This is a genomic window from Parageobacillus sp. NEAU-HV-2, assembly GCF_059115485.1.
Map to the genome: position 1 here is coordinate 317,624 of NZ_JBXUJJ010000003.1, position 24,902 is coordinate 342,525.

22 protein-coding genes and 1 pseudogene are annotated in these 24,902 nt (G+C 44.5%); 4 read left to right on the forward strand and 19 right to left on the reverse strand.

Annotation, left to right across the window (positions count from 1 at the left end):
• Nucleotides 1-146 precede the first annotated feature (146 nt).
• Nucleotides 147-926 carry an IclR family transcriptional regulator gene (locus AC1WMD_RS07930; protein ID WP_494256582.1) on the forward strand — a complete coding sequence of 260 codons (780 nt, stop codon included), beginning with the start codon at nucleotides 147-149 and terminating at the stop codon, nucleotides 924-926.
• A 173-nt stretch (nucleotides 927-1,099) separates the two neighbouring features.
• Here the strand turns inward: AC1WMD_RS07930 and AC1WMD_RS07935 are convergent, their stop codons facing one another.
• The 7 genes from AC1WMD_RS07935 to AC1WMD_RS07965 form a co-directional block, all read right to left on the reverse strand.
• Nucleotides 1,100-2,278, reverse strand: a complete 1,179-nt coding sequence (locus AC1WMD_RS07935; protein WP_494256584.1) for an acetyl-CoA C-acetyltransferase — start codon at nucleotides 2,276-2,278, stop codon at nucleotides 1,100-1,102.
• 20 nt (nucleotides 2,279-2,298) lie between these two features.
• Nucleotides 2,299-3,840, reverse strand: a complete 1,542-nt coding sequence (locus tag AC1WMD_RS07940; RefSeq protein WP_494256585.1) for a class I adenylate-forming enzyme family protein — start codon at nucleotides 3,838-3,840, stop codon at nucleotides 2,299-2,301.
• Between the two features lie 210 nt (nucleotides 3,841-4,050).
• Nucleotides 4,051-5,403 carry an MFS transporter gene (locus tag AC1WMD_RS07945; RefSeq protein WP_494256587.1) on the reverse strand — a complete coding sequence of 451 codons (1,353 nt, stop codon included), beginning with the start codon at nucleotides 5,401-5,403 and terminating at the stop codon, nucleotides 4,051-4,053.
• Between the two features lie 170 nt (nucleotides 5,404-5,573).
• Nucleotides 5,574-6,353 carry an enoyl-CoA hydratase/isomerase family protein gene (locus tag AC1WMD_RS07950; protein ID WP_494256588.1) on the reverse strand — a complete coding sequence of 260 codons (780 nt, stop codon included), beginning with the start codon at nucleotides 6,351-6,353 and terminating at the stop codon, nucleotides 5,574-5,576.
• 84 nt (nucleotides 6,354-6,437) lie between these two features.
• Nucleotides 6,438-7,298 (reverse strand): 3-hydroxyacyl-CoA dehydrogenase family protein, encoded by an 861-nt coding sequence (locus tag AC1WMD_RS07955; RefSeq protein ID WP_494256589.1) that lies wholly within the window; start codon nucleotides 7,296-7,298, stop codon nucleotides 6,438-6,440.
• 98 nt (nucleotides 7,299-7,396) lie between these two features.
• Nucleotides 7,397-9,619: a helix-turn-helix domain-containing protein gene (locus AC1WMD_RS07960; RefSeq protein ID WP_494256591.1), complete on the reverse strand. Its 2,223-nt coding sequence runs from the start codon at nucleotides 9,617-9,619 to the stop codon at nucleotides 7,397-7,399.
• Nucleotides 9,620-9,743: 124 nt separating this feature from the next.
• A complete protein-coding gene (locus tag AC1WMD_RS07965; protein ID WP_494256592.1) occupies nucleotides 9,744-11,732 on the reverse strand; it encodes an acetoacetate--CoA ligase in 1,989 nt (662 codons plus the stop codon).
• Nucleotides 11,733-12,011: 279 nt separating this feature from the next.
• Between AC1WMD_RS07965 and AC1WMD_RS07970 the strand changes: the two genes are divergently transcribed.
• Genes AC1WMD_RS07970 through AC1WMD_RS07980 form a run of 3 tightly spaced genes read left to right on the forward strand, consistent with a single transcriptional unit; the run spans nucleotide 12,012 to nucleotide 14,356 of the window.
• Nucleotides 12,012-12,272: a FeoA family protein gene (locus AC1WMD_RS07970; protein WP_494256594.1), complete on the forward strand. Its 261-nt coding sequence runs from the start codon at nucleotides 12,012-12,014 to the stop codon at nucleotides 12,270-12,272.
• Nucleotides 12,259-12,993 (forward strand): FeoB small GTPase domain-containing protein, encoded by a 735-nt coding sequence (locus AC1WMD_RS07975; protein WP_494256595.1) that lies wholly within the window; start codon nucleotides 12,259-12,261, stop codon nucleotides 12,991-12,993. The genes AC1WMD_RS07970 and AC1WMD_RS07975 overlap by 14 nt, the downstream gene beginning before the upstream one ends.
• A complete protein-coding gene (locus AC1WMD_RS07980; protein ID WP_494256597.1) occupies nucleotides 12,962-14,356 on the forward strand; it encodes a nucleoside recognition domain-containing protein in 1,395 nt (464 codons plus the stop codon). Before AC1WMD_RS07975 ends, AC1WMD_RS07980 begins: the two co-directional genes overlap by 32 nt.
• A gap of 41 nt (nucleotides 14,357-14,397) precedes the next feature.
• Here the strand turns inward: AC1WMD_RS07980 and AC1WMD_RS07985 are convergent, their stop codons facing one another.
• The 12 genes and pseudogenes from AC1WMD_RS07985 to cdaS all read right to left on the reverse strand — a co-directional run bounded on the left by AC1WMD_RS07985 (nucleotide 14,398) and on the right by cdaS (nucleotide 24,875).
• The gene (locus AC1WMD_RS07985; RefSeq protein WP_494256598.1) at nucleotides 14,398-15,135 is read right to left on the reverse strand and encodes a LytR/AlgR family response regulator transcription factor; all 738 of its coding nucleotides are present in this window, start codon (nucleotides 15,133-15,135) and stop codon (nucleotides 14,398-14,400) included.
• A gap of 171 nt (nucleotides 15,136-15,306) precedes the next feature.
• Nucleotides 15,307-17,367 (reverse strand): flagellar assembly protein A, encoded by a 2,061-nt coding sequence (locus tag AC1WMD_RS07990; protein ID WP_494256599.1) that lies wholly within the window; start codon nucleotides 17,365-17,367, stop codon nucleotides 15,307-15,309.
• A 230-nt stretch (nucleotides 17,368-17,597) separates the two neighbouring features.
• Nucleotides 17,598-18,320 carry an EAL domain-containing protein gene (locus AC1WMD_RS07995; protein ID WP_494256600.1) on the reverse strand — a complete coding sequence of 241 codons (723 nt, stop codon included), beginning with the start codon at nucleotides 18,318-18,320 and terminating at the stop codon, nucleotides 17,598-17,600.
• A gap of 270 nt (nucleotides 18,321-18,590) precedes the next feature.
• Nucleotides 18,591-19,772 (reverse strand): PAS domain-containing sensor histidine kinase, encoded by a 1,182-nt coding sequence (locus AC1WMD_RS08000; RefSeq protein ID WP_088124169.1) that lies wholly within the window; start codon nucleotides 19,770-19,772, stop codon nucleotides 18,591-18,593.
• A gap of 368 nt (nucleotides 19,773-20,140) precedes the next feature.
• On the reverse strand, nucleotides 20,141-20,764 hold the full coding sequence (locus tag AC1WMD_RS08005; RefSeq protein ID WP_043905065.1) for a histidine phosphatase family protein: 624 nt from the start codon (nucleotides 20,762-20,764) through the stop codon (nucleotides 20,141-20,143).
• Nucleotides 20,765-20,790: 26 nt separating this feature from the next.
• Entirely contained in the window at nucleotides 20,791-21,810 is a 1,020-nt protein-coding gene (locus tag AC1WMD_RS08010; protein ID WP_494256603.1) for a S66 family peptidase, read from the reverse strand.
• Nucleotides 21,811-21,812: 2 nt separating this feature from the next.
• Nucleotides 21,813-22,373 (reverse strand): histidine phosphatase family protein, encoded by a 561-nt coding sequence (locus AC1WMD_RS08015; RefSeq protein WP_494256605.1) that lies wholly within the window; start codon nucleotides 22,371-22,373, stop codon nucleotides 21,813-21,815.
• Complete coding sequence (locus AC1WMD_RS08020; protein ID WP_494256607.1) at nucleotides 22,370-23,179, reverse strand: AAC(3) family N-acetyltransferase; 810 nt, start codon at nucleotides 23,177-23,179, stop codon at nucleotides 22,370-22,372. The genes AC1WMD_RS08015 and AC1WMD_RS08020 overlap by 4 nt, the downstream gene beginning before the upstream one ends.
• Nucleotides 23,180-23,273: 94 nt before the next feature.
• Nucleotides 23,274-23,357, reverse strand: a pseudogene (locus tag AC1WMD_RS08025) (peptidase E); the annotation flags it as partial.
• Nucleotides 23,358-23,368: 11 nt separating this feature from the next.
• A complete protein-coding gene (locus AC1WMD_RS08030; RefSeq protein WP_494256609.1) occupies nucleotides 23,369-23,851 on the reverse strand; it encodes a GNAT family N-acetyltransferase in 483 nt (160 codons plus the stop codon).
• 93 nt (nucleotides 23,852-23,944) lie between these two features.
• A complete protein-coding gene (locus AC1WMD_RS08035; protein ID WP_043905069.1) occupies nucleotides 23,945-24,250 on the reverse strand; it encodes a DUF5634 family protein in 306 nt (101 codons plus the stop codon).
• Nucleotides 24,251-24,263: 13 nt separating this feature from the next.
• Nucleotides 24,264-24,875: a sporulation-specific diadenylate cyclase CdaS gene (gene cdaS, locus AC1WMD_RS08040; RefSeq protein ID WP_494256611.1), complete on the reverse strand. Its 612-nt coding sequence runs from the start codon at nucleotides 24,873-24,875 to the stop codon at nucleotides 24,264-24,266.
• Between the last annotated feature and the right edge of the window lie 27 nt (nucleotides 24,876-24,902).

Consider the following 24,902-nt stretch of genomic DNA (forward strand, 5'->3'; position numbering starts at 1 on the left):
TATAACAAACCCTGTTATTTGTCAAAATTTTTTAAATATAACAAAAGTATATATCCTTTCCTTCATCAAACGTATACATTTATTATCGCTTTATGCTACAATACTTTTAAAAAACGGAGACTAGAAAGTAACAGAGGGGCACAGCAATGAGAAATGTAAATGTGGAAACGATTCGTTCAGTAGAAAGAGCGGTTCATATTTTAAACTGTTTTAGTTTCGAACGTCCAAGCCTCTCCATTGAGGAAATCGTCGCCAAAACGAAGCTGGCGAAAGCGACTGTCTATCGCCTGCTATGGACGCTAGAGACACAAGGGCTTATTCATTATGACCAAAAGGAGAATTTGTACCGCCTCGGCTATAAAATGCTCGAATATGGGGGAATTGTCCTCGAAAACTTAGACATGCGGCGCGAGGCGGAGCCGTTTTTGCACGAATTGCAAGCACAAACAGGACATACAGTTTTATTTGCCGTGCGCCAACAAGACAGCTTGCAATATTTAATTCGCCTCGATAGCGACGACAGCTTCCAGCCGCGCTCGTATATCGGCCGCCGGCGTGTATTGCATTACGGGGCGCTCGGGACAACGATCATGGCTTATTTGCCTGAAGAAGAGGTGAAAGCCATCATTGAAAAACATCCGCTAGAAGCCCACACACCGAATACGATCGTTGACGAGCGCGAATTTATGGAACGTTTACACACGATTCGGAACGATGGATTTTTTGTCGATAAAGATGAGACATTTATCGGCTTTACGGCTGTCGCCGCCCCTGTTTTTGACCGAACCGGGATTATTGGCGCCATCGGGTTGGCCGGCGCAACGTTTAAGATGATGGAGTCGCTGTCCGAACTCGTCCGCCAAACGGTCGGCACCGCCCAACATATATCGAAACGGCTCGGACATATCGCGCACTATCCGTCATAAATAGCACGTGACCGAACCGTTGAGGTGGAAATCTCCTACGCCTTCCTCGTTTTAGTACAGCAAATTTTGCCCTTGAGACGTCGGCCGTGCCGATTGTGGAAATAAAATAAGGCGGTTTTCCCTGCTAAACGGGGAAGACCGCCGCTATGCCCGTTTTCGACTCGTATGGAAGATTATAGTCTCTCCCAAATCGCGGCGATTCCTTGGCCACCGCCTATGCATAAGGAGGAAACGCCGTATTTCTTGCCTCTTCTCGCCAGCTCATACACAAGCGTCAACGTAATCCGCGTTCCCGAAGCGGCCAATGGATGGCCAACGGCGACAGCGCCGCCGTTTACATTGCCTTTTTCATCGTCAAACCCTAATTCCTTCTGGCACGCTAAATATTGGGCCGAGAACGCCTCGTTAATTTCGATTAAATCTAAGTCATCCATAGACAGATTGGCTTTTTCCAACGCTTGTCGAATCGCCGGAACAGGGCCGATTCCCATGTACTGCGGTTCGACCCCGACGATCCCCCAAGAAACAAGCCGGGCAAGTGGTTTCAACCCTCGTTTCGCCGCATACTCTCCTGAAGCGACGACCACCGCCGCCGCCCCGTCGTTCATCCCGCTTGCATTGCCGGCCGTCACGACACCGTTTTCAATGAAGCGCGGTTTTAGCGCTCCTAACTGTTCCATGCTCGTTTGGCGTGGATGTTCATCCGTATCAATCACTTTTTCTCCTTTTTTCTCCTGAATGGTCACCGGAACAATTTCTTGTTGAAAATACCTCCGCTCAATCGCCGCCAAAGCCCGCTGATGGCTTCGGAGCGCATGACGGTCGACTTCCTCGCGGGTAATATGATATTTCTTCGCCAAATTTTCCGCCGTAATCGCCATGCTGCAGCCGCCAAATGTATCATACAGCCCATCCCACAGCCAGTCTTCCACGGTCGGGCTGCCTAACGCCGTTCCCCACCGCATGCCGCGGATGACGTGCGGAACCTGGCTCATGTTTTCTGTCCCTCCTGCCAGCACCACTTCCGCCTCTCCGCTTAAAATAAACCTCGCCGCCATGACAATGGCCTCTAAACCCGTCCCGCATAAACGGTTGACTGTCACAGCCGGCACATCGATCGGTACCCCCGCCTTTAAGCCAACATGACGGGCCAACAAATGAGCGTCCCGGCTAGACTGTTGCACATTTCCAAACACCACATGATGAATTTCTTCCGGCTCCACTTTCGCCTTCTTCATCGCCTCCCGTGCCGCAATCGCCCCCAAATCGGTCGCCGAAATATCCCGGAACGAACCGCAAAATTTAGCAAACGCCGTACGTGCTCCTTCAAGCAACACAATATCTGTACGCATCGTCTTACCCCTCTCAATGTTCAAAAATCTTTTAACATATCTTTTAATTTTCCTTTTTGGATTTTCCCGCTTGCCGTTATGGGGAATTGTGTAACAAAAACAACCTTATTCGGAAGTTTATAGTCGGCTAGCAACGGGCGTAAAAACTCAAGAATTTCTGTTTCAGTTACGTGAACTCCTTCCTTAGGCTGGATAACCGCACAAACAGATTCGCCTAAGACTGGGTCAGGCAAACCAATAACGGCAGATGCGAGAACGCTTGGGTGCTGCTGTAAAACGTTTTCGATTTCTTTTGGATATATATTGTATCCGCCTCGAATAATTAGCTCTTTCTTTCGTCCCACGAATTGAATATAACCGTGTTCATCCATGACCCCGAGATCCCCGGTATAATACCAACCGTCTTGGTCAAGCACTTCGGCTGTCTGTTTAGGCATGTTATAATACCCTTTCATAACGCCAAACCCCCGGCAGGCAATTTCCCCAATTTGCCCTGGAGGAAGCACCTCTCTTCGGTCGTTGACAATTTTCACTTCGTTTCCTTCCAATGCTTTGCCGACCGTCTCAAAAATTCGGTCCTCTGTCGCTTCAAACGGCGTAATCGTGACAGATCCGGTTTCCGTTGTACCGAACGATATACATAACACCATTCCCATTTTTTCGCGTATGGCTTTCACTGTATCTAACGGACAGACGTCAGCCCCTGTTATACCCGCACGTAAGGAGGATAAATCAAATGATTCAAAATTCAGAATATTTAATTCCATCTTAAACATAGCCGGAACGGCGTGATGGATCGTCACCTTTTCTCTTTCGATCAATTGCAACGCTTCTTTTGGACTGTATCTTTCTTGCAGTACCATTTTCGCTTGGCTGTATACAGCCGACATTAAGTTGCACGCCATGCCAAATATATGAAAAATTGGTGTGCAAATAAGAAAAACATCGTTCGCATTACACTTTAAACTGTTCGCAATGGCAATACCGGATTGGACTACGCTGCGGTGGGTGATCATTACCCCTTTTGGAGAGCCGGTCGTGCCTGAAGTATATAAAATGCAAAATAAGTCACGATACGAATCGAGCGCAACAGCTGGCAACGGTTGTTCTGGTGAGCGGGCGATGAGTTGCTCAAAGGAATCAATCCCCGCTTTTGTAAAACGAACTGTAATCACTTTGCCCACTTTCGCTTGAATTAGATCCAACCCGGTATTTTTCTCCAGTTCCTCGCATATAAAAACGACTTTCATCCCGGAATTTTTCATAATATGTTCTACTTCATGCTGTCTGTATTTTGGATTAAAAGGGACGGCAATGGCTCCGATTTTGGCGATGGCAAAAAATAATTGAACCGTTTCAAGCCAATTCGGCAAACAAACCCCGACCCGATCCCCTTGTTTGATGCCAAGTGAAACTAACGCAGACGCTAAGCGGTGAACTTCTTTATGCAAATCACCATATGTGATTCTGCGTCGAAGGTCATAAACCGCCTCTTTGTGCGGATTTTCCATTGCTGCTTTTTCTAACAGCTGAGGAACGGACAACACGCTAATAGCCTCCATATTTCCCCATCCCTCCATCTCGAAACAAGTTAAAGAATGTAACTTCTACTTTTATCGATTTTCTGACTCCTTAATAAACATCATTTTATTAAGAAAATCTATTGGGCTCCCTATTTCAATATGAGCTGTGAATAAGTGTTCAAATTTTTTGGTTGCTCCCCCCTTTACAATTGAACTGGATATCCTACAGTGACGAAAAGCTACAAATATTTATGAAACAGTAATTCTCTCACTAGTTGATCCAACTTGTTCTTTATGATAAACAGCATATTTTTCTTGTACTAATAACATCGCCAGCCCGCCTAGTACGGCTGCGCTCGCAATCGCCGCAAAATTATACTGGGGTAATAAATTAAAGGATAATAAAATCCCTACAAATGTCGGAGCAACGATTCCGCCAATTCGTCCAAACGCCATCGTACTTCCTAAAGCAGTGGAGCGCATTATTTCCGGATAGTATTGGGAAACAAACGCATTCGCAATATTTTGAACGCCGACCGAGGCAGCACCAATAATCGCAATTAGAGCAAAAGCGACTAACATACTGTTCGTAAAGCCGATGAGCGACAAGGCGATCGCTCCACAGAAGAATAAAGGAACAAGTACTTTCTTAAATCCCCATTTATTGACTAACGGACCGAAAACAACCGTACCGATGATCGCTCCCATTTGCATCACGGCAGTAAACGCAAGACTGGAGCTCAAATCATAACCCGCTTTCATCATCAGGCGAGGAAGCCATGTATTCATCGAGTAGATCAGCACAAATGCACTGAAACAAGAAATCCAAAACATGACTGTGCTAAAAGCTCTTTTCTCTTCGAATAATTTAACAATAGGCAAAGAGTCTTGAACTTTGCTTTCGGGCTTCACTAGTTCAACTGCACCATCATTGCCGATATTAGGATCGATCAATAAAAGAACTTTTCGTGCTTCTTCTTCCCTTCCCTTTTCCAAAAGAAACCCAATTGATTCTGGAACACCTTTCATTAGAAACGGGAGAAACAGCAGTGGAACACCCCCGATCCAGTAGATGGCTTCCCATCCAACCATCGGCAAAAGAGCCCGGCTCGTCAATGCTGCAGCAATGGCTCCGACAGAATAACCACAAAAAATAGCGGCGACGATCGCTGTACGAATTCGCTTTGGAAAAATTTCTGTCGCTAACGCAATGACATTGGGCATAACGCCGCCGAGGCCAATCCCAGCGATTATACGAGAGATGGTGAATAAAATCGGGTTTGGGGCAAAACCGGAAAGCAATGTGAAAAAACCAAATAAGAATGTCGTTAATAAAATAATTTTCTTACGCCCCATTTTATCAGCTAACATTCCAAACAATACCGCGCCAATGGCAGTTCCGATTACCGTATAACTACCAATGGCGCCTGCGGTAACGTCTGAAATTCCCCATTCTTGAATAAGCAAAGGAACAGAAGCGCCATAAATGACAACATCATACCCATCGAACGTGATAACAAGGAACAGCCAAACAATGAGCCAAATATGGAAAGAACGGATTCGGCTATTGTCGATCACATCGATCAGATGAATTTGTTTCATACTAACTCCCTCCTCATATATTCATTTTTTGTCCTCGTCATCCGCCACCTTTGGGGTGCTAGTTGTTAAGGACAAATCCGCCCCCAAAGGTAGCGAACCTATGTCCAAGTTGATAGGGCAGCGGACTTTCCTAACCATCCCTGATACCAACTGCATACCCTGATGTTTATTTATTTTCCGCTAAACACCGGCTTTCTCTTTTCTGCAAAGGCACGCATTCCTTCTTTCCGGTCTTCTGTCGCAAAGGCGTTTCCGAAGCAGGCGTTTTCCACCATAAGCCCCGACTGCAAGTCAACATTGGCTCCTGTGTTGACCGCTTCTTTGAGCATTCGCATCGCAATTGCTGGTTTTTGCGCTAATTTCTCGGCCCATTCTTTTGCGGCCGGCAATAGCTGATCGGATGGGACAACTTTATTCACTAAATGAATGTCGAGCGCCCGTTGTGCATCGATCATCTCTCCGAAATATAACAGTTCTTTGGCCACCCCTTGGCCGACGATGCGCTGCAGGCGCTGCGTCCCCCCGCCGCCTGGGATAATGCCGAGGTTGACTTCCGGAAAAGCAAACTTGGCTTTATCTGAACAAATGCGCAAATCGCACACGAGCGCCAATTCGCAGCCCCCGCCAAGCGCAATCCCGTTAATGGCGGCGATGACCGGTTTGGAAGCGTTTTCGATTTTTGAAAAAGCGGCCCGTGAAATTTTGTTCATTTCCATCATTCCCGCTAAATCCAAGTCCAGCATTTCATGAATATCGGCCCCGGCTACAAACGCCTTTTCTCCTTTCCCAGTAATCACAATGGCTCTAACATGGCGATTTGCTTCCAACTCATCGATCAGAGCGTATAACTCATGAAACACTTTTGTATTCAATGGGTTTAACGGGGGGCGGTTAATGTATACGACCGCTACTTGATTCTCCACTTCATATTGTAAAAATTCGTAGTTCATGATAACTCCCTCCAACAGTTGGCTAATGTTTGTTCAACACGAATGATCAACGATGATGGTCATGCCTACTTCTGATGGCAATGTTTATTGGGCATCGTCATAGTCATAAAAGCCGGCTCCCGTTTTTCTGCCTAGCCTTCCTGCCCGAACAAGCTGTCTCAGCAGCAAGGGGGCGGCAAACCGGTCGTCCTTAAATTCTTGATAAAAATAATCCATGACGTGAAGGCCGATATCGACTCCGGCAAAATCTTGCAGCGTAAATGGCCCCATCGGATAGTTCAAACCGAGTGTCACTGCTTTATCAATATCTTCCATCGAGGCAACTCCTTCTTCAACTAGGCGAATCGCTTCGATAAATTGCGGAATCATAATGCGGTTCACAATAAAACCCGGAGAATCTTTCTTGACCTCGACCGGCTCTTTTTTCAGTTTTCGCGCGAGTTCTTTCGCTTGTTCGACCGTTTCATCGCTAGTTTTATATCCTCGAACGACTTCAACGAGTTTCATCAGCTGCGGGGGATTGAAAAAATGCATACCGACAACTTGGTTAGGACGATTTGTTGCGGAAGCTATTTCGGTGATGGACATCGATGAAGTATTCGTTGCTAGAATGGCGTGTTCAGGAGCAATTTGATCCAACTTTGAAAACACTTCTTTTTTCACGTCCATGTTTTCAATGACCGCTTCAATGACGACATCGGCATGTTTCATTTCAAGCAAATCCGTAGATCCTCTCACCTTTTCCATCGCTTCGTGCTTCTGCTCGGGGGTTATTTTTCCTTTCGCGATACTCTTATCCATAAACGATTCCATTCGCGATAACGCTTTTTGCAGTACGCGTTCTTCAAGATCTACTAAAATGACGTTAAATCCTGATAAAGCGGCTAAATTGGCAATGCCACTTCCCATTGTGCCAGCTCCAACGACTCCAATTGTCGAAATCATTGTTCAAGTCCTCCTTTTTTGAATTTTCTTTTTATTTGCTAATTATTATAAAAAAGGTGAATATAAAAAAAATACCTGCATAATGCAGGAAAACAAGCTTATCTTTTCATCATTTTTGCGGAGTCAAGACCATATAAATCGTATAATTTTAACGCCATCATTAGGTTAAACCGTTGCTCCGACTCGTTTAAAGGAAAGCCAAGCATTTCTTCTATTTTTTCCATCCGATATTGAAGTGTGCTTCGGTGGATATACAGCTTTTCTGCAGCCTCTGTCAAATTGCCGTTGCAATGGAGGAAGACGCGGATCGTTTGCAGCAAATCAACGTGTCTTTCCGATGAATATTGAATCACCGGGCCAAGATATTTCTCCACAAACAGTTTCGCTGCCGAAATTTCTTTTAAATGGTGCAATACCGTGTACGCCCCTAGCTCATCAAAAAATGCCAAACTCGTCCCTTGAAAATCATGGAAAATGACTTGCAATGCTTGTACCGCCTGCCGGTAGCAAAAATAATAATCGCTGATCGATTTTGTAATTCCCCCGATGCCAAAAAACGCGCGGCAAGACGCTCCTTCCGCCTCAATCCATCCATTGATCCGCCGATGCCACTCGTTCCAATATTTCGCTGGCTGATTCTTTTCTTTGCTTGCCGGAACAATCAAAATATATTTATCTTCTATGGAGCCGTATAAAACGGCTGGATCCTCAATGGCAATTCGCACTTTTAATTGGTCCCATAATGCCGCTCTCTCTGCGTTCAGCTTTAACAAATCGGTATGTTGTTGCTCGAGGGCGGGAAATTGCAGATGCAATACAGCGATTCGATGCTCGTCAAAAATATTCCATTGAAATACATTGGCATACTGGATAATGCTCTCTTCATCCTGAATCTCTGCTGTCAACAATTTATGCAAAAAGCTATCTTTAAGCTGTTCCTTTGTATCAAAAACGAGCTTCTGTTTAATAAACTGGATAGAGAAAATATTGAGGGCTAATTCGACACTCAAGCGAAAAAAATCATCTATTTCTTGCGGATATGCTTCAATGGCTAAATAGCCGACCACATCTCCCCCGCTGTTAATTGGCCAAACAGCAACCGAAACATCCAGGAGGCAATCAAGTTGAAAATATCCACCCATACTGCTTTTCCACGGCACTTGCCTTGACGCTTGTTTCGCAATTTCCCGAAACTGTTGCTCGTTCAAGCGCCCCAATTCATACGCGATCGGCCGCATAAACCGGTCAAATAAAATAACGTCTTTGGCAAACATTTTACTCAATGTTTTTGTGATGCCGTGAAAATCCTCGTGCCGAATCGTTTCTTTCATTAACGTTTGTTGATATTGAAGCAGAAAGCGCAGGCGATGGGTATGGTCCCGTTCCTGCTGGTATAGCCGGACATTTTCCAGCATCACGGCAACATAGTTCGCAAGCATGTCGAGGATCTCTAGATCCTCTTTGGTGAACCTTCCTCCTTTTTTCCTCTCGACATGCAATACCCCGATCGTTTTGAAATTGACGACTAGCGGAACGGTTAATTGATCTCCGCCCGGTTTCTCTAAGAAAGGAAAATAATCGCTTACCCGGTAGTTATTTTTCATCATAATTTGATCCGGGCTGTTCACTCTTCCGTACGAAGGGGGATGAAAAACAAAACTATTGTCTTCTTCTCTGTATAAATACATACAGGCACCGGCTGCATTTGTCCCTTTCCCTGCCCGTTCGACAATTTTTTCAACAAACTGCTCAATCGGCATATCCAAAGAAAAATGTTGTGCAATCCACTCGATGCCGACCATTTTCCTCCGCTGTATTTCTTTTTTCTTGGCCACCGTAATCGCAAGGGCGACATCTTCGCCAAAATGGTCGAAAAGCTGCTTTGCCTCAGCAAGCAAAGATACATGGCGTTGAAATCCGATCATGCAAATACCATATTCGTTTTCCTCGTCTTTAATTACGACGCTAAACCATGTCTTGATGCCGTTCTTTCTCAATAAACCGATTAATGGACACGTATCATCGCCTTCCATCTCTTGAAACGTTACGCTTCCTTCAAACAATCGGGGCGAGCAGCTGGTGATCTCAATAGGGGGATATGTCGTTCCGTATAGAAAGTCACCCTGATACAATGTAGGGACTACATCATTTCCTTCTTTTAATACAATGACAATTAAATCACATTCGAGCTCCGCCCGAAACGAATTGACCAAGTATTGCAACGCTTCTCCTTCCGTATCAAACTTCACTAATTTTCTCGCCGTCGTCCGCAAATGACTTTCAATTTTTTTCATTAGCTTTTGCCGCTTGCTTAGCTCCATGCCCCGGTTCTCCTTTATTTGTAATCAAATCTCATCGTCAACATGCATTGAGGTTGTTATTAAGCGGCAGCACTTAATAACAACCTCTTGTTTATCCTCCCCATGAAGGAGGAGATCCGATCCATCAACTCGTATGCGTCTTCGTTTCGATCGTCTTTGCCAGCTCAATGAAGAAGTTAAGCGCCTCCGGATTCGCCATCGACCCTGGATTAACCGCTTTTTCGAGCGGGAATCCCAGCAGCAGCTTGCGGATTGGGATTTCCATTTTCTTTCCGTTTAACGTTTTTGGAATTTGCTTCACTTCGTAAATTTCATCCGGGACAAAGCGCGGCGACACGTTTTGTCGGATGGATTGCTTGATTTTCTCTTTTAACACCTCATCGAGCATCGCGCCCGGCTTCAATACGACAAAGAGCGGCATAAATGAGGTTCTGCCCATCATTTCCAAATCGATGATCATGCTTTCGAGCACTTCGTCGACCGCTTCCACGGCGCGGTAAATCTCGCTTGTGCCCATGCGGACACCGGCGCGGTTAATCGTAGAATCAGAACGTCCGTAAATGACGCAGCCGCCTTCCTCATCGATTTTAATCCAGTCGCCATGCTTCCAAATCCCTGGATACGTATCAAAATAGCTGCTAATATAGCGTTCATGATTGCTGTCGTTCCAGAAAAATAACGGCATCGACGGCATCGGTTCGGTAATTACGAGCTCCCCGACTTCATTAATTAATGGCTCGCCATTTTCATCAAATGCCTGCACATTCGCCCCTAACGCGCGGCAGGAAATGACGCCGGCGCGAACCGGCAAAATCGGCGAGCCGACGACAAAGGCCGTGCATACATCCGTCCCCCCGCTGCAGGAGGCCAAATTAATGTCTTCCTTGACATTTTCGTATACCCAGGAAAAGCCTTCGACAGTGAGCGGAGACCCAGTAGAAAGAACCGCCTGCAAATGAGACAAGTCGTACGATTCTTTCGGTTTCAGCCCTAGTTTCATGCATACGTTGATAAACGCTGCGCTCGTGCCAAAATGGGTAATCTTCGCTTTTTCGGCCAGATCCCATAATACGTTACCATCCGGATAGGTCGGGCTGCCGTCATAAAGCACCACTGTTGCCCCAACAAGCAAACCGCCGATGAGAAAATTCCACATCATCCACCCCGTTGTCGTAAACCAGAAAAACGTGCTCTCCTCTGTCATATTTTCCGCAATCGCGAACACCTTTAAATGCTCCAACAAAATACCGCCATGCCCTTGGACAATTGGTTTTGGCAGCCCGGTTGTCCCCGAGGAATATAAAATCCAGAGTGGATGGTCAAACGGCACATATTCGTAGGAAAGCTCGCCTTTTTCCTGAATAATATCCTCCCATAATAACACGGAATCATCCGGCGCTTGCACCTGTTCGCGCCAATACGGAAGCAAAATCGTCTTTTTCAGCGATGGCAGTTTCTCACGCAATTCATGAACAATCGGCATCTTATCAAATTCTTTGCCGTTATATTGGCAGCCGTCGATCGCAAACAGCACGGTCGGCTCTATTTGCTGGAAGCGGTCAATAACGCTGCCCGCACCAAAGTCCGGTGAGCAGCTCGACCAAATCGCGCCTATGCTGGCGCACGCCAAAAAGGCGATCACCGTTTCCGGAATGTTCGGCATATACCCAACAACGCGGTCTCCCGGCTTGACGCCAATTTTTTTAAGGGCGGTTGCCACAGCTGCTGTTTTTTCCTTTAGTTCCTGCCAAGATACTTCCCGATACGGAACGCGCTCCGAGCGGAAAATAAGCGCTGGACGGTCATCGCGCACATGGCGGAATACATGCTCCGTATAATTTAACGTTGCCCCCGAGAACCATTTTGCGCCAGGCATTTTGCGTTCTTCCAGCACACATTGATATGGAGTCGCTGATTTGACACCGCAATATTCCCACACCGTTTCCCAAAAGTCTTCTAGCTGCTCTACCGACCATGTCCATAATTGCCGGTACGTTTCAAAAGAAAGTCCTTTTTTTTCTTTAAGCCAGTTCATATAACGTTGAATGTTGGATTTCTCTATTTGCTCTTTTGTCGGTTTCCAAAGCACTGTCCCTTCCGCAATCGCTTTCATAATGATCTGCGTTTCAAAACGCAGACGCCACCACCTTTCCTTAGACTTTTGGTGTTTATAATACAGAATTGTTAGACTATTTATATAATACCACCTTTTCTTATTATTGAGAATACAATTCATAAATGATAAAAACTTATCTACATAGGGAAATTTCGTCGTAAAACGGCGAAACAAAATGATTGACAAAAATTCAAGACAGGAATAAGATAAAATAAAAAGTTGGTCTAGGTAAAAAAAATAACACCAGGCAAACTTATTAACAGGAGGGAAACTATTATGGCAGGAGCAAAAATTTCCCGCTTATCCGACTCTGAGCCGGGAGAACGTTTCCGCATTGCAAAACTGGCTATAAATGATGCCATCATGAAGCGAAGATTGCTAGATTTAGGGTTTGTACCCGGCTGTGAAGTCACGGTGCTGCAAAAAAGCCCGCTCGGCGATCCAACGGCCTATCGGGTATTTCAAACGACCGTTGCTCTAAGAAAAGAAGAGAGTGACCATATCTACGGGGAGAGAATCCGATATGGCACTAAATAACTGCACAGTCGCTCTTGCCGGAAACCCGAATACGGGAAAAAGCACGTTGTTTAATGTCTTGACCGGGCTGCGCCAACATACGGGAAATTGGCCGGGAAAGACAGTCGTTCATGCGGAAGGATTTTTCACCTATAAAAACTGCCGTTATAAGCTGGTTGATTTGCCTGGAACGTATTCGCTATATTCCAACTCGGCAGATGAAGAAGTGGCGCGGGATTTCATCATTTTTGAAAAGCCGGATGCGACAATCGTTGTACTTGACGCCACCGCGCTTGAGCGCAATCTCAATCTTGCGTTGCAAGTGCTCGAAATGACGGATCGCGTCATTGTTTGCGTCAACTTAATGGACGAAGCGAAAAAGAAAGGGATTCGCATCGACCCCGAAAAACTATCAGCTTCGTTAGGAGTGCCGGTCATTCCGATTTCGGCGCGCAATAAAGAAGGAATTGACGCATTGCTAGAAACGCTTGATCAAATGGTACACGGCAAAATCAAAACGAATCCCATTGTCGTTCGTTACGACCCGGACATTGAGCGGCGCATTCATGAACTGACTCCATCCATTAAAGAAATGTTCGGCGATGCGTATCCGGCCCGCTGGGTAGCGCTGCGGCTGCTCGATGGGGACACGTCATTGCTTCGCGCTTTACAGCAGCGCTCCACTCTGTTACAAAAGGAGGTGGTTTCCCATGCAGACCACCATTCCGCAACATCGCTTTGATCAGCTCGTTCACCAGGCACAAGCGCTTGCGCCTAATGATGCCCGTGAACAAATCGTATCGGCAATTTTCCGGACATCCCAAACCATTTGCCAAGAAGCCGTAACATATACAAAGCAAATAAAACAAGACGAAACGGAAAAGCTCGACCGCATTTTTACTTCCAAATGGCTTGGGTTTCCGATTATGCTTGCGATGCTGGCCGTCGTCATCTATATCACCGTTGCCGGCGCGAATATCCCGTCGAGCATGTTAGCGAACTTTTTCGGCGGGGTGGAAGGCTATCTGACGCTGTTCTTTCAAGCGATCCATGCGCCTGACTGGCTACACGGACTGCTTGTGTTAGGCTTATATCGAGGCACAGCCTGGGTGGTGAGCGTCATGCTGCCGCCGATGGCGATCTTCTTTCCAATTTTCGCGTTGCTTGAAAATTACGGCTATCTGCCGCGTGTCGCTTTCAATATGGACCGCTTGTTTAAAAAGGCAGGCGCACATGGAAAACAGTCGCTCACGATGGCAATGGGATTCGGCTGCAACGCCGCTGCCATTATGTCGACGCGCATCATCGAATCGCCGCGCGAGCGAATGCTGGCGATTTTAACGAACAATTTCGTCCCTTGCAACGGACGCTGGCCGACATTGATCTTGCTATCTTCTCTATTTATGGCGGCAAGCTACACAGGCGGATGGAAAACATTCGTCACCGCTAGTGTTGTCGTCGCGATGGTGCTGTTTGGCATCGTCGTCACGCTGACGGTTTCATGGGTGCTATCAAAAACAGCATTGCGCGGCATCCCGACCCATTATACATTAGAACTGCCGCCATACCGTCGTCCGAAAATATGGGATACCATTGTTCGCGCCACATTAGATAAATCCATGTATGTGCTAAAACGAGCCGTTGTGGTTGCCGCTCCGGCCGGGATCATCACATGGGTGCTCGGAAATATTCATATCGGTGATACGACGATTCTCGCTTATTTGGCAAACTGGCTCGATCCTTTTGCCAAAGCGCTTGGACTCGATGGCTATATTTTAATGGCGTTTATTTTAGGACTGCCTGCGAATGAAATCGTCTTGCCGATTTTATTAATGGGCTATTTATCGACCGGTTCCTTGACGGAAGTCGATGGCCTTCACTCGCTCAAACAAATTTTTGTCGACCACGGCTGGACATGGCTGACCGCGTTCAATATGATGCTGTTTTCCTTGCTTCATTATCCGTGCGGCACCACGCTTGTTAATATTTATAAAGAGACAAAAAGTAAAAAATGGACGTTTGTCGCATTTGCTCTGCCAACCGCTATAGCGATTACCGTCACGTTTTTGACGGCGCATATTGCACGATGGTTTGGACTCGTTTAATCATATTCCCCCGCCCTTTTTGGAACAAGGGACGGGGGATATTAAATATCATGAATATTAAAGATTTTTTTTTGCACCTCATTTATTTTTAATTTAGAAATATAAGCAATCTTATGGCTGTCCAAAAAGTGGGCTAAATATGTTTCCCCTGCTGGTTCAATTTTTACTATTTTTTCCAAATTGACTATGTACGAACGGTGGGTTTTGAAAAAATAATCGTCTAATTTACTCTCGATTTCACTTAGTGTTTCTGTTGTTTCATACCGTTCATTTGAAGTATGAATGACGGTTTTTCTGCTTTCCTTTTCAATAAATAAAATATCCTTTAAAGGAAGGAACAGAATGGAACTTTGTGATTTGATGCCAAGTCTTTTGTCTTTGTTTTTTAATAAATAGTTCTGTCTGGATAATTCGATTAGTTTGCGGGCTTTCTCCAGGGCATGGAAAAGACGAGTTCGCTCAATCGGTTTGACAATATAATCCGTCGCAGAAATCTCGAAAGCCTCGACGGCAAATTCATCATAGCCAGTAATAAAAATAATCTGCAAGGTAGGAACAAGCTGTTTGCATATTTTTACCGCTTCCATCCCATTTAAGTCAGGCATGTCTATATCTACTAATGCAATTTCGGGTTTTTCCTCTAGTACAAGCCGTACCAACTCTTCCCCGTTTTTCGCTTCCCCGACAATTTTATATTGCGGCAAAAAATGAATGAAGTGGCGTAAAAGGGCTCTCGATGTCACATTGTCATCCGCAATAATAATTTTTAAGAAATCCATTATTGTGTCCCCTTTCTATCATTTCCCCCCTCACGCACAAAACATCATCCTACTTTACCTAACCGCAGGTCGTGTGTCAAAACTGATCGTCTGTTTCTATCTATCTACTCAATTAATTAAATCCAGTAGCATTAACAAAAGAAACTTATTTCTAAAACCTTTTCATTTACTTTATAAAAAAACAATTTGTTGCTTCTCATTTAAAGCAGCTTCAACGTAGCTCCGCTCTTTTTGGAAAGTGTATTTTACTTTGCCAATTTGAATCACTGTTCCTTCCCTAGCAAGTTCGATTTTAATCGTTTGATCAGATGGAACAACAATACGCGTCGGAACTCCTAATTCTGAGCCTGATTCTTTAATGATCGCCCCTCGCTCGGCATAAACTTCTCCTCCGCGCATGACCCCGTTTATTTGCAAAGAACCGCCAGCGTGAATTTTGCAATTATAACATCCTTGTCCGAGCACCGCCACATTGCCGCTGCAATATATTGTGCTATTTAACGCGTACATCAACTCTACATAGCCATTTTGGCGCTCCGCCATTCGATGCCTATTCATTGCCTCTCTTATATCGGCCAGCAATATGGTAAGCTGTTCTAAAGAATGCCATTCATTTGGAACATGGGAAAAGAAACAAAGCCGGAATCGCTTGGCGAGATCCATCCAGTTGCGATCTAATACATCTTTTCCCCTTTCGCTAACCTCCATATATTGTTTTGTTGTTGCAGCTAACAAACGAAATTTATCGCTTAACAGCAGCTTAATGAAAGGAAACAAGCTATTTTGCGCTTTAAACGCAGAAAAAGCCGTTAATTGTTTAATGGAGAGAACGAACTTTTCCATCTGTTCTTCGATGACAGCCAGCAAACGGATTAACTCTAAAACGAATATATTGCTTTGTCCAGAGGAAATGATGCTCCCAATTACATTTTGCCGCACAAAGATTGCCTGTTTGGACGTAATATTGGCGCGGTTGACATTTTGAAACACTGTAATATTTCCTTCTGCTTCCACGATCATTCCATCTTCAACATTGCCTAATATATCAACATCCCCTTTAAAATGAATATTACCTGAAGCGATATTTACATCCCCTTGATGAATGAACTTTTCCATAATAGATACTTTCACTAGCATCCCATTTTGTTCCAAATGGGGACGCCCGCTTTTGATAGTGACAATTTTCGTTCCGTCCTCTACTGCCGTAACTCCCTTGCCTAATTGAACAATCACTGGATACGTCGGCCGCGGCGGGATTGGCTCGTTCGTGACAGTTACGCCAGGCTTCCCGGGAATTGGGGGATGAACAACGGCAATCACTTCGCCTTTACGGACAGCAGGAATGTTTTTCAACTCACGAAAATCCACCGTGCCATCTTCGCGAAGCTTAGGCCCCGCTTGTCGGCTAGCCAAATTTACCTTTAATTCTACCCATCCATTTTTTCCTTCTTGCGGTTTAACACCTCTAGCAATCACAAAGCGGCCGGCTTTTTTCGTATTTACCGCATTTGCCATTTCGGCAAAATCAAAGCCTCGAACAACATTTAATTCTTTCAGCTTTTGCAATATTTGTTCATATTGCAAATCACTTCGAATCTCAACTTGTTCCTCCGCACTCAGTCCAATATGATAATCAGGGGCAATGTCTTTGATGATAAAACTTTTCTTCATTCCCGGTTCTACGTGCAAAATGACATGTAATTTGTTTTCGTCAACCGTTATGCTCCATTTCGTTTCTATTATTCTTTCATCTGTTTTAATTTCGAATTGGTCCGTTTCCGTCACGATCGTTGTCCCTGTGACTAATTTATTGTTTTTAAAAAGCTTAATTCCGTATCCAGCCGTAACCGTTGGATAACGCAAAGGAGATGGTTTACAAAAAATTTTTCCATCCTTTACCCACACTTTTCCCTCTAATTCATCTTGCAAAAGCTGTTCCGGAACTTCCTGACGTTTTTCTTCCGTCTGAGTAGCAGAATGTGAATCGAAATCAGGAGCGTTCATCACGTCTTCGATATTACGAAGATGATTAAGGTCATTAAGTTGCTCTTTTGGTTTTGCGATTTTTGTCAGTTTTACAATCGCAGGTTTGGATCTAATCCGAAAAATTCCTTTTTTTTCCTTTTGGATAATTTCAATCAACACTTCCTCGCGGGTGCTTTTCAATACCATGAGCCCCACATTGATTGCTTCCTCTATATTATGTCCTTTGGAAATAATTGTTTGTCCCATTTTCATCTACCTCTTTAAGCAGATAACAGAGAAATCGGAATGGACAATCATCTGATTAATCCTTTTTGATCTAATTTTTCATTTGTTACCATCCACTTATAAAATCCGTCAGCTAACACTTGAATTTGTCCCATCCTGTTTGCGTATTTGATAAAAAGCGGGCTTTGACTAAATTTCGCACATAGCCAGCCAATGAAGTATCAGCCTGTTTTCCATCACAAACAATCTTTTTACAAAAATGTCTGAGGCTTTCCTAAAAGATAGCCTTGCGCCGCCGGTACTCTTAATAATTTTGCCTGCGCTAAATCAACTTCTTTTTCAATCCCTTCTAGTACAAGGACCATTTTTTTGCGGCAATAACTTGCCAGCAAAGCAACTATTTGCTGTTTTTCTTTATTGGCCGCCAAATCTTTCGCAAAATACCGGTCTAATTTAATGTAGCTCGGCTGGAACTCAATGATTTTTTGCAGCGTCGAAACTCCTCTTCCAACATCATCAATCGCAATGTGAAATCCGTAATTTTTTATCATTTGTATTTTCTCTTTTAATTCAGCAATCTCCCAAATTTCTTCCTCTTCCTTCGCCTCGTTTAACTCAAATACAATTCGCCCGCTTACCGCAGGAAATTGATTAAACAAATCATCCAAAAAACATTTAAAACGATCATGAAGAATCGTCGAAGGATAAATATTTAAAAATAGTAATTTTTTATTCAGCTTTGAAAAAGGAAAATGGGATACCGCATTTTTGATGGAGGCTGTATCGAATTCATATAAATATCCGTCTTCCCGAGCCTTTTGAAACAAATGCTCTACATTTTGTATATTTCTATTCACTACACGAATTAATGCCTCGTACCCAAATATGCTCCAATTTTCCAAATTCCAAAGCGGTTGATAAACATGTTCAAATGTTTTTCCCTCTGTTTCCCATTTCTTTATGTAAAAATTCATGGTTTTCCCTCAATTCGCTGTTTTATTAGTGAATTTTATTGATGAAATTAATGTAAATTTTTTCTTCTTCATTTGTCTAATGATCTACATGCATATGAGACGATAATATTCTCTTATCAGGAACAAAATGGGACATATCAGATCGATTTTTCGACTTTTAACGACATCTTTCTACAAAGTTAATAAAAAAAGAATGATCCCTGCTAAACGAAGGATCGATTCTCTTTTTTTCATTCTTGTGTTAATACTTTCTAAAAAATAGTTTTACTTCTAACGGCTTTGTCGTATATTCCCTGAAACTAACCGATCGCTAGAATAATCTCCTTTTATGGCGGGAAGGCTAAACCAAAAATCACTTCCTTCTCCTAATTGACTTTTCACGCCAATGGTTCCTCCCATTAATTGAATAAGCTGCTTTACAAAAGCCAGTCCAATACCGGTACCGTCAACTCCGGTTCCTTTTATTCGATAAAACGGTTCAAAAATTTTTTCGTACTCATCTTTAGGAATACCAATCCCGCTATCTCTTATATGTATATATATCATTCCCCCTTCCGTTCTCCCCGTAATTGTCACTATGCCATTGTCGCGATTATACTTCACAGCGTTATCTAACAAATTTAATAAAATTTGTCTAAATCTTGTCGAATCAATATACACATAGTATTCGTCAAGCTGCACTTGATTAACGATTTTTATCTTTCTCTTGTCCGCCAACGGTTGAATTAACTTAATCGTTTCGTCAATAATAGAGCCGGGTCTAATCATATCATAATTTAATTTTAACTTCCCTGTTTCGATTCTCGAAACATCTGACATTTCATTCACTAAATTTAATAAATGGCGAGCGCCACTTAATATTTCTTGTACAAATTCTCGCTGTTGACTATTTAATGAATCATCCATTTCTAACAGCTGCGCAAAACCTAAAATGCCATTTAATGGAGTCCTAAGTTCATGGCTCATCCTCGAAATAAGCTCTGACTGTGCCTGATTGGCCTTTTCAGCTTTCTCTTTTGCGCAAATTATCGCTTTTTCCATCGTTTTTCGTTCTGTAATATCAATGGCAAAACCAATAACTTCGACCACTTTACCATGTTTTTTTATAGGACAAAGACTAGTCAAATAACTAATGCCGTCTATCTCCGCCTCATAATACAACGTTTTTCCCTTCCAAGCCTCTTGATAATGTTCTATTTTTTTATCGGCAACAGATTTAGGCAAAAAATCATGCAACGTTTTCCCAATAACATCGCTTGGAGATATCCCCAAGCGACGAAGCAATTTACCGCCGCAAAATGTATGGATAAATATATCCCCTTTTTTAACAAACTTAAAAATCAGGCCTTGTTGTTGAAAAATCATTTGATATTTCGAACGATGATGAACAAAAAAACGCAAGAAATAAAAATAGACAAGAGAAAACAACCGTAATAACAATAAAAAGAGCAATTGTTAGATCATGGCATCCTGTAACGCTCATAGTTACCTCCTTTATAATTTATTTAAATCAAGGACACCATAATCATAGTAAAATTTATAAAAGGAAACAATTACATATTTAAGACAAACATGCCAATTTGCTGTGGAGGAAGGCAACAACCACAGACAAAACATTTACAAATTATTTCTAACAGGAATCTAAGTGAAGAAAAAATATTATTGATGAAAATGGTCTAGGACAGGATTACGTGTAACGGGAGGCAGCTAGGCAGATGACTATTATCGATCGAATTAGCTTGCGGACAAATGTCTTTTGTATAGCGCTATTAAACCATATCCCGCTCCTTTGTTTTCGAAAAGGAGCGGGATATGGTCCATTATACTTCCCTTACTTCTTCCAAATGCGACACATCGCCTTCTGAAAGCAGCTCAAACTTCCCATCGTTCACCCGCACGGTCGTCACACTGGTGCCATACATATACGGAGGAGCCCAAAGCTCTTTTAACGGCGTGTTTTTGAAACGAGCGATGACCGTCTTTAACACCACCGCATGTGTCACAATTAAAATGCTTCCTTCGGAGTGACGTTCGATAATTCGTTCAATGGCGGCAAACGCCCGATTTTGGGCATCGATAAACCGCTCGCCGCGCCGCGGTGCGTATAAATGCGGATGATTCCAAAAGTGGTCAAACGCAATAGGATCCATTTCTTTGATTTCCTCATGGGTCTTTCCTTCCCAGTCGCCGAGGTGAATCTCCCGCAGCTGTTCCTCTGTATAAATCGGAATCAACCGCTCGCCGCGAATCAGCTGGGCGGTTTCGAGCGCGCGTCCGCTTGTGCTGGCATAAATCGCGGTCAAGTCAATCTCTTCTAATCTTTTTCCAAGCCGCATCGCGTCTTGCCGGCCTTTTTCCGTGAGCGGCGAGTCTTGCCATCCTTGCATCCGCTTTTCGATGTTCCATTTGGTTTCTCCGTGTCTAGTTAAATATAACGTTAGCATTCTTGTTCCCCCGTTCCTGTTGTTTTTTATTGTTCCACCGCTGGCTCAAGCAAGCGGAATACTACGCTCCCTTCATCGGTTGCTTTCAATTCGGCGTGGATGCCGTTTGGCAAAATCGCCATCGGGTCGGTATGTCCAAAATCGGCATCATACACAATCGGAAAATCGTATCCGCGCGTCGAGCGCAACAACATGTCCTGCAATAGTTGCGACTGGTGCTGAAACCCTACAGACGGGTGAAATCTTCCGATAACAAGACCACAAATTTGCCGAAAAACACCGATCTGGCGCAGCTGTGTCAAATAGCGGTCAATGGACGCCGGCGTTTCTTCCTCGTCATCCTCAATACATAAAATCGCTCCGTCCATATTCGGAAAATACGGCGTCCCCGCAAGCAAAAGCAACGTTCCCATATTTCCCGCAATAATGCGCCCGGCAGCACATCCCGATTTTAACACCTTCATCCCGCTGTTTGGAAGAGAGCTCCGCGGACGATTGTCTTCTATGTCCCATTTCAAATGTTCAAACACCCAGCAGTCGGAGCTATGGATTTCAACAGCTTTTGCCTCTATTAAAACTGCCTCAAAATATGTTTTCGTATAGGCAAGCAATCCGCCATATTCGCCAAACTGCGGCAGCACGGCGAGGCCCAAAAACGTCACCAGTCCTGTCCGCTGATGAATCGCGGCATGAAGGGCCGTAATGTCGCTGTAGCCCATCAATATTTTCGGGTTGTTTTTGATTAGCTCATAATCCAATTCCTCGAGCAGTTGGTGCGAACACGTTCCGCCGATCGTCGTAATGATGGCTTTAATTTCAGGATTAGAAAACATTTCATGCAAATCTTCAATGCGCTCCTCGATCGTTCCTGCCATATACTCATTCCGCTTGCAGGCGTTCTTTCCAACGACGACCTTAAATCCTAAACGCTCTAGCTCATCGATGCCCCTTTGTAATCGTCTTGGGCACAATGCCGCTATGCCAGATGAAGGAGAAACGATGCCAATCGTATCTCCCCGCTGCAGCCTTTTCGGACGTATTATCATCCCTACCCCTCCCATAACCGTTTTACTTCCATGAGACGCTGCGCCTGATCAAACGTGAGACGGTAAATATCGGGCATCGACAGCTGCTGCCAAAAGGCATAATGATAAGAAGAGTCGTAATAATTCATGATTAATACCATGATATTGCCATGTGTGCCAATGACAATGTTTTTTCCGCTATATGTATCGAGCACATCTTGAAGCGCCTTTACTCCCCGCCGCTGCGCTTCTTTATTCGACTCTCCTCCCTGAAAAGCAAATTCTTCGTTATGCCAAAGCTGATCCATCGCCGCTTCAAAATCGGCCACTGGCTGGGCCGCAAGCTTCCGTTCCTTAAATCCGTCTACAAGAATAACAGGAAGCTGATGATACATCGCAACCTCTTCCACCGTTTCAATCGCCCGCGCATACGGACTGGAAATGACGACATCGATTTTTTCTTTGTTCAAGATTTGCGCGACGCGCTTAGCATCTTGTTTTCCCCGCTCCGATAACGGCCGGCGCCGTTCATCGGACGTAAAGATCGAGTGGGCGTGCCTCACCAAATATACGTTTGTGTTCATCTTGCCTCATTCCTTTTTAACCAGTCTAACGTAAAATCGACCAACTCCCGTTGTTTCATAAGACGGCATTCGGCATTGCCAACATAGCCTTTTTTTACATGATGTGTCTTTTCAAAGTCCTTGCCAATTTGCACAAAACGCTCTTCATCGGTTTCGACATCGATAAATGTCTTCCACACCCGCCGGCCATTTTCCATTATGGCAGCTCCTTGCAAAAATGTTTTCTTGCTTGGCAGTCGGTATTCCGCTAAATGCATCGAAGTGTTCGCATCATAATCGACGCCGATTAACAGCACATAGCCGTCTGCATCGTAAATTCGTGCGAGCGGGGATTGTTCGCCAAGACCGTAATCTAACGAATGGCCGTGAATTATTTTTTCTTTCTGTCTGCCCCAAGCGGCAAAAGAGTACATCGGATGTGCGCTGCGAATCACACGAGGCATCGTGCGAAACGTCTCGGCAATCACGCCCATTCCCATAGTTGGCGTGACAAGCGGATCATACGCAGGCATGGAGGAACGGATTCCCTCCCACCATTCTTCCGGCACTGGCGGATGTCTCCAATAAGAAGGCTCTGAATTATAGGTCGTTTGTGTCGGCATGACGATCGTTCCTCTTTCCGTCACGGTTTCTTGCAATGCTTGAATCACCGCTACCGCCCCGCCGCACACCCAGCCGATCGCGCTCAAGGAAGAATGAACGATAACGGTTATTCCTTCTTGCAGCCCTAATTGCCGAAACTCTTCTTTTAACGTGTCTTTCGTGATTAATGTTTTTGTTTTTGTCACTATCGAATACTCACTCATACCAGATCCCCTTCTCTCCCTAAACACATCGTTTCCATCCCGATTTCTTCGACTCCCTGATCGTTTCTCGTGTCAGCTCGAGAGCGGACAGCTATTGTCTCAAAATATACAAATCTAACAGCGGATTTCCCGGCTCCATCGAAAATCTGTCGCCCCCAAGCGAGATGATTTGCCGCATTCTCCTCCCCTTCATGCCAGCTGTTTCACGAGTTTCGTAATAAAAATCCCTTCTGGCATCTTCATTTGTTCGACTTCGCGGAAACCGTGACGTTCATATAGACGAAGCGCAGGTATATTCGCGCTTCCTGTCGTAACGATGATTTCGTTCGCATCTCGTTCTTTATGACAAACAAACTCGATCAGGGCGCTGGCGATCCCTTGTCGAAAAAAGTCAGGATCCACCATCAAGCGGCAAATGTGCACGGTCTTTTCTGTCCGCTCATAGGAAATCGCTCCTGCCAGTTGTCCCTGCTTTATATATCCATAAAACCGTTCACCGCACTGCTGTAACGTTGCGACTGTATCTTGTAATGGCGGAAGGTCCGCAAATCCGATCAGCTGCGCCTCGACAGCGTAAGAACGCAATTGAAGGCGCAGCACCGCCTCCGCCCATTCGCCTGCCTCTATGTCTATTTCCTGAATCATGCCTTCCTTTCCTTTCTGTTTCATCATGCGCCATCCATTTTTACTTCTCGATGATCGCTTTGTTTTCCTTTTTTCTTCACGAAAAAAGACGATCTTGCCGGGTGGCATAAATCGTCTTCGTTATCGTCTATCAGTAATTTCGTCCATCGCTTCTTGCAGAAATTGATATCCTTTTTGTTCCCGCCCATCTTTTCGTATCGTCCATTCTTGTTTTTCCAATGCCAGCTCACCGCGTTCATTTTTGACAAATGGCATATGAAGGACAATCATGTCATCATCTTTGTTGATCGTATAGCCGATGTAATACTTGTTCCCTTCTCCTTCTTCTTCGAAAATACCAACTTGGTCCAACTGATAAACATCCATCAACGGCTGCAACGTGTCAATAAACTCGTTGATAATCACGCTTCTTGGCGCAAATTCCATCTTTCTCCTCCTCTCATGGACGCAATACATATAATCGTCCGTTAATGGCAAACGAAATGGTGCCGGTTTCTTCGGAAACGACGATGACAAGCGCATCACTTCGTTCCGTTAATCCGATAGCGGCGCGATGACGGGTACCTAATTTTTTCCTCGTCGTCACATGCTCCGCAAGCGGTAAAATATTGCCCGCGGAGACAATTTCGTCGTAACGAATGAGCGTCCCTCCGTCATGTAGCGGATTACCTGGATAAAAAATCGTTTCTAGCAGCATATGGGAAACTTTCGCGCCGATCGGAATGCCGTGATGCAATAAACCATCGAGCGAGTCGTTCCTCTCAACGATAATCAGCGCGCCATGACGGCGTTCCGCTAGATGCTTCGCAGCAAGAGATATGTCGATATAATGCGGTGTATATTCAGATAAATATGCTTGCAAATAAAACGAAGCCGCCGCCGTTTGGACATCTAAAATGAGTTTTTGCAGCGCTTCTAGCCGCGACAATATGCAGCACTCTTCCGTTACTAACGAGTGACGGATGGCCTCGGCTTCTGCCGTGATCTCATATAAATAACGAAGAATTTGCTCCTTCATCGGTTGATCAAGCGGTAATGACTCCTGAATCATGCAATTCCCCCATCACTGTTGGTTACT